The 14,416-nt window shown below is 49.6% G+C and carries 13 protein-coding genes and 2 pseudogenes; 9 read left to right on the top strand and 6 right to left on the bottom strand.

The features are described from left to right. Window positions 1-314 (bottom strand): AIPR family protein (locus tag GR183_RS21450; protein WP_202396238.1); only part of this gene is annotated, 314 nt, incomplete at its 3' end. 320 nt (window positions 315-634) lie between these two features. On the opposite strand from GR183_RS21450, the gene GR183_RS21445 reads away from it, so the two are divergent. Further along, window positions 635-1,219 (top strand): hypothetical protein, encoded by a 585-nt coding sequence (locus GR183_RS21445; RefSeq protein WP_160777736.1) that lies wholly within the window; start codon window positions 635-637, stop codon window positions 1,217-1,219. Window positions 1,220-1,263: 44 nt separating this feature from the next. On the opposite strand, the gene GR183_RS21440 is transcribed toward GR183_RS21445, so the two are convergent. Continuing rightward, window positions 1,264-1,893 (bottom strand): hypothetical protein, encoded by a 630-nt coding sequence (locus GR183_RS21440; protein WP_160777735.1) that lies wholly within the window; start codon window positions 1,891-1,893, stop codon window positions 1,264-1,266. Window positions 1,894-1,995: 102 nt separating this feature from the next. Between GR183_RS21440 and GR183_RS21435 the strand changes: the two genes are divergently transcribed. The 7 genes and pseudogenes from GR183_RS21435 to GR183_RS21400 all read left to right on the top strand — a co-directional run bounded on the left by GR183_RS21435 (window position 1,996) and on the right by GR183_RS21400 (window position 9,701). Then, entirely contained in the window at window positions 1,996-4,626 is a 2,631-nt protein-coding gene (locus GR183_RS21435; protein WP_160777734.1) for an SIR2 family protein, read from the top strand. Beyond that, the gene (locus GR183_RS21430; RefSeq protein WP_160777733.1) at window positions 4,619-5,821 is read left to right on the top strand and encodes a hypothetical protein; all 1,203 of its coding nucleotides are present in this window, start codon (window positions 4,619-4,621) and stop codon (window positions 5,819-5,821) included. Before GR183_RS21435 ends, GR183_RS21430 begins: the two co-directional genes overlap by 8 nt. 744 nt (window positions 5,822-6,565) lie before the next feature. Further along, window positions 6,566-6,715, top strand: a pseudogene (locus tag GR183_RS21425) (branched-chain amino acid ABC transporter permease LivH); the annotation flags it as partial. A 73-nt stretch (window positions 6,716-6,788) separates the two neighbouring features. Then, a pseudogene (locus GR183_RS22070) lies at window positions 6,789-7,139 on the top strand (transposase); the annotation flags it as partial. 174 nt (window positions 7,140-7,313) lie between these two features. Next, window positions 7,314-7,697 carry a hypothetical protein gene (locus GR183_RS21410; RefSeq protein ID WP_160777731.1) on the top strand — a complete coding sequence of 128 codons (384 nt, stop codon included), beginning with the start codon at window positions 7,314-7,316 and terminating at the stop codon, window positions 7,695-7,697. Between the two features lie 385 nt (window positions 7,698-8,082). Further along, window positions 8,083-9,150, top strand: coding sequence for a hypothetical protein (locus GR183_RS21405; RefSeq protein WP_160777730.1), 1,068 nt, complete (start codon window positions 8,083-8,085; stop codon window positions 9,148-9,150). Further along, window positions 9,138-9,701 (top strand): hypothetical protein, encoded by a 564-nt coding sequence (locus GR183_RS21400; protein ID WP_208999955.1) that lies wholly within the window; start codon window positions 9,138-9,140, stop codon window positions 9,699-9,701. Before GR183_RS21405 ends, GR183_RS21400 begins: the two co-directional genes overlap by 13 nt. Before the next feature lie 408 nt (window positions 9,702-10,109). Here the strand turns inward: GR183_RS21400 and GR183_RS21395 are convergent, their stop codons facing one another. The 4 genes from GR183_RS21395 to GR183_RS21375 form a co-directional block, all read right to left on the bottom strand. Next, window positions 10,110-10,748, bottom strand: coding sequence for a hypothetical protein (locus GR183_RS21395; RefSeq protein WP_160777728.1), 639 nt, complete (start codon window positions 10,746-10,748; stop codon window positions 10,110-10,112). Between the two features lie 109 nt (window positions 10,749-10,857). Then, window positions 10,858-11,595, bottom strand: coding sequence for an outer membrane protein (locus GR183_RS21390; RefSeq protein WP_160777727.1), 738 nt, complete (start codon window positions 11,593-11,595; stop codon window positions 10,858-10,860). A 640-nt stretch (window positions 11,596-12,235) separates the two neighbouring features. Next, window positions 12,236-12,529: a HigA family addiction module antitoxin gene (locus GR183_RS21380; RefSeq protein WP_160777725.1), complete on the bottom strand. Its 294-nt coding sequence runs from the start codon at window positions 12,527-12,529 to the stop codon at window positions 12,236-12,238. A gap of 117 nt (window positions 12,530-12,646) precedes the next feature. After that, window positions 12,647-12,925: a type II toxin-antitoxin system RelE/ParE family toxin gene (locus tag GR183_RS21375; RefSeq protein WP_160777724.1), complete on the bottom strand. Its 279-nt coding sequence runs from the start codon at window positions 12,923-12,925 to the stop codon at window positions 12,647-12,649. 1,282 nt (window positions 12,926-14,207) lie between these two features. Here GR183_RS21375 and GR183_RS21830 point away from each other — a divergent pair. Then, window positions 14,208-14,416 (top strand): hypothetical protein (locus GR183_RS21830; protein ID WP_208999954.1); only part of this gene is annotated, 209 nt, incomplete at its 3' end.

The following is a 14,416-nucleotide window of genomic DNA, read 5'->3' as shown; positions in this document are numbered from 1 at the left end:
AGGTCGCGTGCCTTAACCGCACTTTGCGAGTTGGTATAGATCGAAATCTTGTCCGCCCGGCCGCGTTGGGGAATTTCGTAAAACCGGAACAGGATGAATGCGTCGTCTACCTTCTTGAACGTTTCGCTGCACGAAAGGATCGTGTTCAGCGATTGGCAACCATTGACGATGCTAAGGCCCCACAGGGAAAGCGTGTCGCCGTCCAAGCTCATCTTGTTGCACAGCGCCGTCACGCCGTTATGGAAGAAAAAGAAATCGCTGCGCTCTGCTGCCCACGACCCGAAGAAGTACCCCGAGCTTGCAAAGATGGACAAACCCCGCGCCCCGTGGAACTGGATCAAGCATTCGACTGGGGAGAAGGAAGCTTACAGGGTACTGCAACCCACCAAAACCTCATAGATTTGTCGACTCAATCGCCGAGGATATAGGGGCGCCGTTTGCGCCCCTTTTTCCAGCCAACACTAATGTCCGTGCCATCAAGCAACTATCGCTTGGAAAATTTCTGAGCGGCTGCTTGTTTTAATACTTACGGCTAATAGGCAATTCAGTTTTGATTGAGGGACGTTTATCGCCACCCCAATACTCGCCCTTTGGTCTTCTCCGTTTGAGACCACCACCAAGGCAGGTCAACTAGATGGCAAAGAACGTCCACAAGCTCACCACGGCTATGGCAATCCGCTACCTTGATGCTGCGAGGGTCGTTTGGAAAAACTCACCAGACGCAAACGCTTTCTGGGAGCCGCTAAATCATCTCCTTTCCATGTCGGCGGAGTTAACACTCAAGGCGTTTCTCGAACGCGAAGGTGTATCGGAAAAGGAGTTGAAAAGAGCCAGTATTCGACACTCTCTAAACGCGCTACTGCTTCTGGCGGTGAACCAAGGACTGCGGACGACCCGCGACGTCGCTGATGCAATAATGGCGATGGATGAAGCGCATTCATCCCATGCCTATCGGTACATTCCACGCCCCACGGAGGGGGAGGCTCTCACTGTATACTCCGCGCACCCGGCAGTCGCGTTCACGGCCCTCCAAGAACTGCTCGATCAATGTGCCACGGATACACATGAAATACGGGCACGAACCAATTTCCCAGAAGAATGGCCCCCTGCATTGCAACCGGTGCGCCCAATCACCACTCGTGAGTTAGAAGGGTGGATCGAAGAGAAGAAAAGTCTTCTTGAGTGGGCCGAAACGAAAAAGACTCGTGGAGCTGGGTAAGGGGATCGGTTGGGGAAAAAGGAGGCGGGAGCAGCGCTTGCAAACTAGCTTCCATCAGGAAGGTCAACACCACCACCTCTGCTGGTAGGCGCGGCCTTCCCCCGCTTTCTTGCCTCATCTTTGGGATCGAGTAGCACCCAACCCCCTTCACTCACTGAATACTCTACATACAATGCCCCACCCGTACCGCTCGAAACCGAAACGATTTCGCCTAGTCGATCCCCACCGCCTTCTGCGTGGTGTTCGGCAAGAAGGGCCAAGAGCTCCTCTAGAATCTTTTCATATACCTCATAGGAAATCCCTTCAGGAAACACGAACTTTATCGACCGTCCATCTCGCACGACCGATCGAACGGAAAAGACAAGCGACCGGCCGCTGGGCCTTGTTTCGGGCTTCGCACCATAAATCTTCACAAAGAGCCGGAGTATGGCGCGCTTCAAGGCAGCATAATGGTCCTTGCCCGCTTCACCGAGAAACGCTTCAAAGTACGGCCGCAGCACATAAACCACGACCAACGTTGAAACGGCCCATTCGATGCCCGCATAGTAGCCGATAGGCCGGGACTCGCCGCGAACGACCATGCCGCCTCTGCGAACGTCATTCATGAAATCGCTAGCGATCTGTTCTGGAAGATCCTCTTGATACGAAAACCCTATATGTTCGAATTCATTCATGCTCGCGTCCCCCTGCCCAGAGCCCTTGACGAAAACAACTACGACCCCTCAACTAATGTGCAGATCGTTTTAGCATCTAATCATCATCTTTAGGTAATACTGATGCAGCTTGTTCCCGAAGGCCCAAACATACCCGAAGCACTCCTCAATGCACACGCAGAGGGCGGCGTGGTGTTCTTCTGTGGAGCTGGTGTTTCCTTGGATGCCGGATACCCACTCTTTGGTGGCTTGGTGGAACAACTCGAAAAGCGAAATCCGATTACGGCGACCCCAGAACTACAGGAAGCCATCGATCGAGGAGACTATGATTTTGCGCTATCTATAATCCAAAGGAAGCTGGGGAAGAATGCGGTCAAGCTCAGGCATGATACAGCCCAAATCCTTTCCCGAAGGCCAAAGACGCTAAAAAACCACATATCAATCCTTCGCCTCTCTCGCTTGAGAGATGGAACGTGCAGGCTCATCACAACCAACTTCGACAGGCTATTCATAAAGGCGACGCGAAAGCTGGCGCCCATCAATGTCGATAGCGCGCCAAAGCTCCCCGTTCCGAAGGCAGATCGCTGGGACAGCATATTGCACCTGCACGGGCTTTTGCCTGCTAAGCCAAACGACCTCGAATTGGGCAACTTGGTTCTCACCTCCGCTGACTTTGGCGAAGCCTATGTGACCGATAGCTACTGTAGTCGCTTCGTCGTCGAGCTTCTGAGAAATTTTACGGTTGTTTTCCTTGGCTACAGCCTGAATGACCGCATTATGAGATACCTGCTCGATGCGATTTCATATTCTGAGAAGTTTTTTGACGAAACAGAGAACGATGGCCATTTCAAAAAGCCCTACGCCTTCGTAGAGCACAACGAGAATGACGAGGAGGAAGTGGTTCGACGTTGGGACCTGAAAGAGGTCACGCCAATACCCTACTTCGTAGAAGAGGCGCTTCGCCGCAATCGCGGCAGTCACCATCGGCTATATGACACTCTTGATGCTTGGGCAGATTTAGCATCGGGTGGGCAGAATGCCCGTGTGACGCTCGCTCTCAACGAAGCGACTAAACCGTTCCTTTCAGAAGATACCTTTGGCCAAGAGCGATTGCTATGGGCATTGCGCGATGAAAACGGAAAGGCCGCCGAGGCACTCGCTACAGTAGAGAAACGAGAGCAAACTGCCTCGATCGATTGGCTCCCATTCTTCGCCAAGAACGGTCTACTCGATCAAGCCTACTCTCCCGCAGAGCTGCAAGTGCTTTCGGCACAACGCGAACGCGATCCGAAAAAAGTCCTCGAACCACGTTATCTGGGATCAGTCACAAATGGGAACGACATTTCTCGTCTGAAGCCTGTGTCAGCAAACCTGCTCAGATGGATGCAATGGCACTTGGATACGGCCGAACTCGTAGACTGGGTTCTTAAAAACGGAGCGGTACCACACCCCGAATTCTCGCGGGAATATGGTCGGCCACAAGGTGGGGCAACTCGTGTTTCGCTTTCTGACGACCAAAAACGACTATGGGATATTCTAACAAGCGATGCATATGCCCAGTCACAGTTACCCGCGAGCTATTGGTTTGATTTGCGCGAAAGCTTGGACTTTCAGAACCCATTTGATGCTCTTGAGTTTCTGACACACGTTGCACCAAAGCTGGCGATTAAACCCTCGATCTACCGAGAATTTGAGGGCCATAGCGAAACTTACTTTGGTCAGTTTGAATTCGAGCTCAAACTGCACAATCACCAGATGGATTATCAAGTAGGTCAGATCATAAGCACTCCGGCATTGCAGAAAGGGCTTGAGAGTCTCTGTGAACCACTCAGCCAACTCGTAAAGTCCGGATTGGACTGGCTCTCTCTTGTTGAGAAAGTATCAGATGAACAAGATCTAAGCGGGTATTCAATTCCGTCCATTTCGCCCCACACGCAGAACGAGTTTGTGCGTGATTTCGGGCAACTGGTTTTTCTACTCCGAACGGCGTTTGAGAGACGGCTGGCTTCTGACGCTGAAGGCGCCAATACAATCGCTGGATATTGGGCACAGCAAAGCTACCCATTGTTCAAGAGACTGTTCCTCTATGCGGCCAACAAATGCGGATCAACGCAGGATCGATCGGCGCTAGAGCTATTGCTGACAGACGGTGCGCAATGGCTTTGGGCACTCGATACTACTCGCGAAGTGAACGTGTATCTTCGCGAGCGCGTGAGGCACTGGAAGACAAGCCAAGTGTCGCGCCTTTGCCGTGCAATCCTCAAAGGGCCTGTTCGAGAACGATACCGTGACATGCCCGATGGGGATTGGCGCGAGTTTAGAGATCGTATCATCACCAAGTACCTGAGCAAATTGGAGCAGGGTGGCGTAACGCTTCCTCAGACTGTGGCGTCGCGGTTCTCAGCTCTCAAGGAGAGATTTCCGTACTCTCCGCCTGAAGATCAAAGCGATGAATTCGTAATCTATTCTGGCCCTACGAGGTATGTTGAATGGGATGAGGGGATCGAGCCTGCAGCGCTTCCCGAATTTGTACAGATGACGGCCGGTGAACGAGTGGACAAATGGTCACCCGACCAATCGCGTATGCTGCAACGATTGGCAATAAGCAATCCACGCGCTGTGCTGGAAACTCTGGAGGAAGGAGTCGAAAAGAAACTGGAGGACGAAGACTTTTGGAGCGAGGGCATATCAGGGCTGGCTCGTGCCATAGAGAACGCAGGGACGCCCCCGACTGAGGCAGCGTCAGATGATTGACGAACAAACAACGGCTATAGAAATTCCGCCGAACTATTTGGACAGAATGCTAGTCATTCTGAGGAAGCTTCCCGACAAAAGCCTCCAGAGCCGGAAGGTCGCCAATGCAATTGTGGAGTTCTGGCGAAAATCTCCCATGGCTTCCCTCCCAAAAGAAAGATATCTTGAAATTTGGGATCGCATCTGGGTGGCATCCGCCAAGGATCCCTCCGAGGAGCGCGATCCAAAAGATGCAGTCGGTTTCGCAATCAATGATCCTGCGGGCAAGCTCACTGAAGAGCTCCTAAAGTACCTTTGGCCCAAAGACGCCAAGGTAGGCGGTGGAATACCACAGGAGCTATCTGATCGCCTCAAAAGGATAGTTGAACGAACAGATCATAGCGCAGTTGACGCATCTTCAGTGATTGTCGCATCAAGGGCCGAAATCCTTCACGCCGTAGCGCCCGAGTTCACAAAGCAGAATGTGTTGCCTCTACTGAGTTGGGAAGGCAATCCAAATGCAGCGGCCTACTGGAGCGCGTTTCTGTGGCCCGCTCGTATCAGTCCAGATCTATTTAAGCTGATCGAAGCAGACTGCATCATAGCTCTACAAATGCCGGAGCGGTTCGACGAGAACAACTATAAGAGGCTTTGCCAAATATTCCTGCTTGCATCCATGGAATTCAAAGCGGCCTCAGAGAAGACCGTAAGAGACATTCTCGATCGGATTGGCGCGAAAGGTTTGGAGGATATGTCGAGTTTCCTTAGACATCGAATATTAAATTCCAAAAAGGACGCTGCAACCTATTGGCTTCAGACTGTAAAACCTTGGATCGACACGCACTGGCCTCGCGACGCGGCGAAGCAGACCATGCATACAATGGAAGACTTCGCGATGGTTGCCGTGTACAGCAACGCAAGCTTCCCAAAAGCGCTGAGTTGGTTGGAAGACAATGGATTGTTGGGCCAAACACCGACAGCTTCAACGATACTCTTTTCTCTTAAAAAGTGGGAAGAAAACACACATGAGGACTTTAAAGATAGCTCAACGCTGCCGGAACGGTTTCCTGAAGAAGTTTTGCACCTTATATGGCTCACTCGCCCCTTCCAGTGGGATCATGGCTATGCAATGGAAATTCTAGGTCGAATAACCGAAGCTAATCCCGCGCTTGTAGCGACTGCTGAATATCAAAGTGTTGTAGAGCAACTGGCATAGCGATCTACCCCATCCCTTCGCATTCAAGCCCACGTCTTTTGCAACCCAGAAGGCAATCTCGGGCTTCCCATGCGGACTTGCTGTCATCATGTGATGCTATTGTTTCTGTGCGGCTCGATGGATGTGCTTTCATATTGGTGGCAGTTGTTAGTACGGGCTAGCCATGATTTCTGCTTGAAACCATGCTGTTTGGTTTTCATTATCGATACGTAGTTCTACAAGCGGTGAATGCGGTGAGTGAACGATCAAGAGATGGTGTAACCAGTATTAGTTTTGACCTTGCCCCTCAAACCTAATCCAGCTTGAAGTTCGTTCTGGCCGTATCGAAAGGACCAGAACATGAAGCGCAGCCGGTTCAGCGAGGAGCAGATCATCGCGATCCTGAAGGAGCAGGGATCGGAGCTGTCCGCATCGCAGCATCAAACGCCGGTGGTATGAAGGGAAGCGGTGGATCAAAGCGGCTTGCACGGCCCATGCAGCTACCCATAGGCGCCTTGAAAATTTAGCGGCGGAAGACAAGAACCGAAAACGGCCAAGGGGCAGCACTTGCGTTTCGCTGACCAAGGTCATCGAGGTGTTGTCGAGGATACGGCTCTTGGGAAAAAGCGGGTCCCAGCCCAACTGCTTGCTCCAGCGCACGATAAAACGCTCAAGCGCTGCAAGGGGGCCGCGATCCTTCCTGAAGTGATTAACGATGATCACAGTGCCGCCCGGCCGCACGATCCGCTCCAGTTCCACCATGACGGCGGCCTGCTGATCGGGCTGATCGAGACCTTCTGCTCCGGCTATTTCTCGATCGAATACAAGGACGTTGCGGCGTTTTCCATCCTTGCCACCGTGCTGATCTTCATGTCTGAAGGCCTGTTCGACTGCCCGGAAGTGGAGAAGGTCTGACCATGGCGGAGAAACTCGACAACACGTTCAACGCATCGCTGAAGGATGCGGCCGCAGGCGGCGTCATCACCCTAACCCGTTTGCGTTCATGCTGGCAGGTGGCAATGCCGCAGACAGTCTGGTTGCGCCTCTTCTGCTGGCGGGCCTGAAGGGTGCAAGGTACCTGCTCGCCGATAAAGGATATGATGCCAAGAGCTTGTGAAAGCGCCTGCGGCAGTCTCGAATCGTCCCGATCAATCCGGGCCGCTCAAATCGCAAGCGCCCAATTCGGTACGGCGCAAAGGTCTACAAGAGCCGCCATCTCATCGAAAACGCCTTCTGCCGCCTGAAAGACTTCCGATGCGTCGCAACCCTCTACGACAAATTCGCAAGGAACTTCATCTTCGCCGTAGCCCTCGCAACACTCGCCGCTTTCTGGCAATGAACGAGTCTGAATCCTAAGATTGCCGAATGATTTTTGTGTGTGATCTCCTTTGTTGGGCGCGAAAATTTTTGGATATATTTCGAGCTCGACCGAAATCTATGCATCTTGAGGGTGGCAATTTCCAAGAACGGGAAATATTAAATATAGGAATTTCAATGTAAAAAAATAAAGACAATGAGTAACTTGGCCATATATAATATAACTACAATTAAGAATATTATTGTTGCAATGAACTCCCAAAATTACAATGAGAACTTCAATAAAACATACGCTATAAACTACCCGATAACTGCTATTTCTTTACAAGATGAGGCAGAAAAAATTCTAAATGCCCTGAAGGACGGTCACTATCATTGGGCAGACCGATTGGCTGCTGATGACGTGATCCCCGTAGCTATTGCAGGGCTGATGCAGCCAGCATTTGAAAAATTAGCTGGGGCAGGCATTGAACACTATCAAATCGCTTCATCAAATCTAATGTCTGATGGCTCGATCGATGTTGAATTCCATATCCGTGACGAACGTGAATCTGTGATAGCTCGCTTAATATTAACATAATTTACTCACGGTTGTTTGAAATATTTATTTACTCAGAACATCTACAGAAAATGCCCTTTTATAGAAAATATTCGCTAAAGCCAAAAATTTCCAGTATTTTTGAACGATTAATCAAAAATACATTTCCCGGAGGCGCAATTATGCCAGTAAATAATGGCCTTAAGTATGATTTTCCGAAGAAAATTCATATAACTTACTTTCCAAAAACTGGAAGTTGTCTGATTCAGGCATCCCCTAGTGAAATAAATTTTGCGATACACCAGTTCGAAAAATCTCCACTCTCTCGATATTTTTTGTAGAGCCGCCTGAAAATGGTGACAGGCATGAATTTGTTGACGAATTGCGTTTTCGTGTTAGCAAAATTGCGTTAGCACGGATATTCACGTTGAAACTTCACACAAAAATGCCGAGGCCTATCGTTGGTTGGCCATTAGCTCCTGCCATCGCTCTCGACAAACAAGCCCCCGGCTTCCTCGTAAACTTATTTGAAGCTTCGCACTTGAGGCGTCAGTCGCTATTCGCGGTTTTCAGTACGGTAAATATCACTTCGGAGGGTGCATCGGGCTTTCTGCAGCAACTCGACGGAACTGCAAACGAAGCATACAACCTCGCTAACCCCATGGAGGCGTTCGCAAGAGCGCTGTGCCAGAGAAAATGCCGCGATCTCGTCCGGGCGGCTTTTGGTTCATTCGAAAATGGCCTGATGGGTGCACTGGGGCGGATTGGCGGCGGTCCGCTGGATCGGCCGCATCTCTATCGCGAATTGGTGAGCTTTTTCCAAGAGAGGGAACACCGGGCGAAAGCAAGAACCCTTCGCCATGTCCGGGTGATGTCATCCGAGACAATCAAGGTCTTGAGAACACTCGATCCGCTCTGGGTTAGTAATCCGCATCTCGTGGATATGTGCTCCCGACATGGGAGTGCGAGTGGGCTCAACGAAGCCCTGCGTTTCATTCGTTCATATTGCTCAGGCGCCGACGACCATGCTCTGCGCCGGAGCATCAAGATGGTCGGTCCCGCTAGCACGACGGACGCATTTTTTCAGGAATGGTTTCGAAAGGCGGACAGATTTCCGACTGGGCCCGAAATCAGGACAGATAGGTTCCGACCCTTATCATCAGCAACAGATATGATCGAAGCAGGTCGACGCTTCAGGAATTGCCTTGGGAAGAAGATTCGGGACGTCCTACTCGGTCGCTACTACTACCTTGAATGGGCCGTATCGCCGGGTGCCGTAGTCGAGCTGAAACCTCTTAGCGACGGACGGAATTGGTTGGTCGAAGCGATCTACGGACATGACAATACCTCATTGCATCACGAATTGCTTCGAAATATACGCGCCGATCTGTGTGATGCCGGGCTTTTAGAGTTGATTGAGATTCGCGAAGATCCCGAAAAAGAGGAGTTGGCCCGTACGCTCGGTCTTGAAAGTCCTCTCGATTGGTTGATTTGACGAACTCTCTCTCTCTTGAAAATCAATACTCTGCAGTTGGGCTAGGATTGAATTTAGCCGCAGTTTCGTACATCTTAACTCACTTCGATGGGAATTTAACAATGAATAAATCTCTTTTATTTGGCATATTTCTGATTATCTCGACGTTTAATGCGGCCATTGCAGAAACAACTATCGAAACACTAAATGGATCGTTGACGGTAAGAGAATTATCTGAAGAATTTCGTGTTGAAATATTAGTGGACGAACGTCCTTTATATTACCAAGATGACGCTCGATACGGGTTCGTGGCCAAGACCTACAACGTTTATGAGTCGGTCGGAGTGGCGATCATTGGTTTTAGCTCTGGCGGTAGCGGATGTCCGGCAATCTACCGGATTGTCGATTTGACGTTTGGCAGCCCGATATTGTCACAGCAATTTGGATCTTGCAGCGATACGCCAATATTTCAGATCGTAGAGGGAAAAATTCAGATCGACTTCCCGGCATTCGGTGAAGTACCTGCTGAGCGTTGGGTCTATTCGGACAGTAAATTGAAGCAAGTGAGATAAATCTCTAATTTTAAAGAAAATTTCTTATAGCAAATAATAATATGATGTTCCTTATAGGTAGTCGAAAAAGAATTTCGATAAAACCACGATTGACCGTAGGGGTTCAGAATGTAGTTCAAATGATATTCCTTATCACTATCTGGCGCTCAATCCGCTGGGCGGTATCCTCCCGGTTCCCTCAACTAGCTCCCAAATTACACTTAAGCGGATGTGCTGCTCAGTCAGCGTTTAGGCAGTAGTTTGAAATTCACTGTGTGATACGCATTGGTAAAAAGATTAAGCACTCATTCAATTGCATCCCAATGGAAATGGTTAAAAGCCCACGAATTTACAGCTTAAAGGCTGGGGTTTTAAACAGGATCGTCAAACCCTACCGACTAGGTCTTCAAGCGCGCCGAGATTATAGGATTATTTCTTCTTATCCCCGGAGTCGAAGAAAAGAAGCGCCAAGAACCCTCCTATACAGATATAGAATATGAATCCGAGCGTTCTGCGGATGATACCTTTCTTTTTCGGCATGTTACCCGTGAGCTTTTCGAAGCGTTCGACGGCATAGTCAGCGGCTGCGGCATATCCCAGTTCGTAGCCCTCGTCGTAGGTGCGCCTGTGGGCGTCTTTGGCCTCCCAGTGCAGTTCTTCTTCGCGCTGGCGATGGCGGGCGTAGATGCGCTCGATTTCAAGCTCGCGCGCCCGCGCCAGATCGCGCGCGAGGGCAAGATCGCTCTCAAGCTCGATCCGCTTCCTCACTTCACCTTCCAGCTTCCTGCGGAGTGTAGCGATCACCAACGTGTCCGCTGCATCCGTCTGGGTGAGCGCGTCCATAGCGCTGTCTTTCTCCCGCACGATGTCACAGAGGGGGGTTTGCGCTTGCTCTTCGTCACGGCGGACGATTACGGATTGGAGTTCCTTCGCGGGCGCGGCAATGGTTTCTTCCCACAAACATTCGTCGCTTTGGTCTGCGTCGCCTTGCCCCGGTTCGCCCAAAGCGCCCATCAAAACCGTAGCCAATTCGTTTTCCACGGTATCCTTCGGCTCGGTCTCCTTCATATCAACTCCCTCGTCGTCACCAACGTGATCCAAACGCTGATCGCGTAAGGCGAAAGAAAGCCACCACTGCTTTTTCCCTTTCAGAAACGTTCTTGAAGCTTTTGAACCTTTAAAAGCGCATACCAACGTTGACGGTAGCTCGTGCTACACCGATTTTCGCATTTGCCGATCCATATCGCTTCGAAAATACGCTATCTGCTACAAATGAGGTTTCATTGGTTCCGAACCACGAAATTCGGCCACCTACATAAACCCTCTCTGTCACATCGAAATCCATTCCGCCAAAAACCTGATACGCAAGCTCTACGCTAGTCTTGCTTTTAGCCCGTGTTTGGATATTGAAGCTAAACGGAAGCACCCATAAGCTCTGGTAATCAGGGGTATACTCGAATGAATGACGAATGATCGCTGGTCCAATCCCTGCGCCAGCGTATGGATGAAGACGCTGAAAGAGCGTTCCCCGCGCTGCCAAATTGAGCAGGAAGGCATGACTTGAAACCTCGTACTTCACACTCCCTGATGCAGCATCACGATTGAAGAACCTATCATTCTGACCATATCGATCTTTGCCGTTCACGGCCGTGTATTCCAAGCCGTATGACAACCAGTCAATATCCCACCAGATCGCCGCTCCGTAGGTGAAATCGTTGGGAATATCCAATGTGTGACCCGTACTCAGCGGGTGGATCGTGAAGTCCGGTTCCAACACGTATGTGTTAGGTTCGGTGCTTTTGTCATGGCCAGATGCGACACCGGCCATGATCTCCGCTCGATACTTGTAGTCAGATGCGGAAGATATCGTGGTTGATAGAACAAAAATCAGGAAAATATATAGTAATCGATACATTGCGATTTCCAAACTTATTCAATAATACGATCGCCGAATTTAGTGAATTACAATATTACAAAGAAAGGACGTAGCTTATTTCACCCTATACCCCCCTACTCTACCGTGACTATCCAATTTCCGCCTTTATCTTCGATTGAGTACTCGTAACGGAATCCATTGCATACGAGTGTGAAACCATAAGAAAGCAAGAACGGGCGAGCGGCTGATATGCTATCGCAGCGATATTTGTACAGTTTCACCATGCCCGCGAGCGCTTGCACCTGTTTAGGCGTTACGTACTCGCTGATGACCGCGTCACGTTCCACGGGGACATTCTGAGCGAACGAAGGCGTTGCAGTTGAGACCGAAACACCAGCTAATCCAGCAATGAGGAACATTCTCGCAACCGACATGAAAATGACTCCGGCCAATATGCAGTTGTATATTTTAGATATCTCAATCTGTAATTATCAATCTGAGTAGGGTCAACAATGCAGTGACATGAAAAAGCCCCCACGTTTGTCCGTGGGGGCTCAGGATCAAATCCAAATGATGTCCCTACTCACTTTCTGGCGCTCAATCCGCTAGTTGGCATCCTCCCAGATCCCTTTACTAGCTCCCAGATTACGCTAGAGCGGATGTGCTGCTCAGTCAGTGCTTAGGCTGCCTTGTATGGTTCGATGTCCTTGTAAGAGTGCTCCGCTTGAGCTTCCATCAGATCATATGATGCCTGCAAATTCAGCCAGAATTTGGCAGATGTTCCGAAAAAAGCAGACAAGCGGAGCGCGGTATCGGCAGATATGCTACGCCGTTCAGCAACGATCTCGGTTATCCTGTTTGCAGGAACACCGATAGCCTTCGCTAGCTGGGTAGCGTTCATATCGAGAGGTAGCAAGAATTCTTGTTCAAGCACCTCTCCGGGGTGTGTGTTTACGCGCTCCAAGCGCCCCATATGATTTCTTTCTCCCTTCCGTTAATGGCCCGTCGTTAGCCTATAATTTAGTCCTAGATTGTTGGCTCGCGCGGGGCCGTAGTCCCACGCCGCCCTGTTAACAGGCGTTTCCTGCCCTTAGTGATAGTCGACGATACGGACCAAAGTTGGGCCGCCATCTTCCCAGTAAAAAGTTACGCGGTACTGGTCATTGACACGAATACTGTACTTTCCGGGCTTCGACTTGATTTTCTCAAGGCGATTTCCCGGCACCTTCGATATGTCAACGATAGATTCGGCGCTATCCAACATGCGTAGTTTTCGTAGAGCGGGATTTTCTATTTGCCGTAACGTGGGAGGAACGACGCCCTCATTGAAAAACCGCTCTGTTTCTTCATCACCGAAGGATTTAATCATTCTCCAATCGATCCTTTACGTCTTCATAAGTTTTTCCGTCATGCGGCGCTCCTTCTCGCTGGGGTCCCTGTCCGTGGGTTATTTTACCCTAGCTATTAACCTCCGATCCCACGAACAATATACAATGTACGTATCGCGTACATTTCAGTCAAGCGGGTATTTTTTTAAGAACTGCCCACGCTAAAGCAGGCGTTCCTTCCCTCGTCGGATTCAACTCAGAAGAATAATTCAGCCAAAGCTGGGTGAGGGGCCCGGATTTTAAAAACAAATATGGCGCACCTTATAGTAACCAGTTTTTAGAAATATCTTCTGAGAATTTTATATGAATACACATACGCGCGCAGCAGCTGTGAGAAATAAAGATGCTTTTGGTATATTTACCTCATTCTGCGCAGTGCTTCCTATTTCCGGAATTAGTTATTATATCGGCGGTTAGTCCGCATAAATTAGATAAGTTTACTATTCTGAGTGAAATTAATTATCTGCGTTGCGAACATAACATGAGATGATGACTCCTCCCGTTGCTATGGCGACGGGGAAAATGAACATGTAAAAAAGCTCGCCGTATGTCATTTAGATGATTTTCTATAACCGGGTCAGCTGAAGCGAATAGGCCAATCATTGTAAATACAATGCGCGTTTTGCACTTTTTATCAAGAGCAAGCCCTATACATCGTCCCCCGCCCTTCATCACTTCCACCTGTTGTAGAGAGCATCAATATCCCTTTGATCTCTGATCGACGCGTTTTTTTAGAAGGCATCGCAGCTTGTCTTACTGAACAATGGCATAATCGGCCCAGACGTAATGCGTTAATTCACCCGGTTGGCTTATTGCGCAAACAGCTCCAATAAATTGCGAGCATAAAGAGAATATGCAAGTTTGGTTTGCATATTCAAAGGAGGAAAGCCTTGGATAGAACCAAGGAGTATGATGGCGAGCTGTACTTCGAACCGAACTATCATCCGGATTCTAAGTGGTGGTCGATTTGGCTAACCTTTCATCGCCCTTCGAATTTATCCGATGAGGATATGCAGTTCTACTTCCAAATATATGACGGTCGATGGAGTCGTGAGACAAAGTCCGCAATAGATTTGCACGATGCCAAAGGGCTCGATCTCAATGACAACTGGGCTCTTACGTGGAGGGTATGGTCTTGCCCCGGTTGTGGTCGTTCTAAGAATGAGATTTTCCGTTTGTCGAAAAGAAATATTTTGCTCGCCAAGTTGGAGCTTCACCATGATCATATGAGCGATTTCATCTGGCCACGAGCGGACGCTTGCTTTGGAAAAGGTTGGCGTGACAATGCCGCATGCAAACCATCTCTTCAGAAAGACTCCAGCTTCGCATCCTTACATTGCAGTTTTGAAAATCGATCCTGTAAACCATCTGAATGTAGCGCGCGTGTTGGACGAGGATGATGCGTACTGCATTGTTGACGTCGACAAGTCTGAGGCAGACGAGTGGGTTGTTTTCGTAGGCTGCGCTTCAAC

Source organism: Stappia sediminis (genome assembly GCF_009826895.1).
In the GTDB taxonomy this organism is placed as follows: domain Bacteria; phylum Pseudomonadota; class Alphaproteobacteria; order Rhizobiales; family Stappiaceae; genus Hongsoonwoonella; species Hongsoonwoonella sediminis.
The sequence above is the reverse complement of the archived record's forward strand: the minus strand, read 5'-3'. Positions and strand labels throughout refer to the sequence as shown.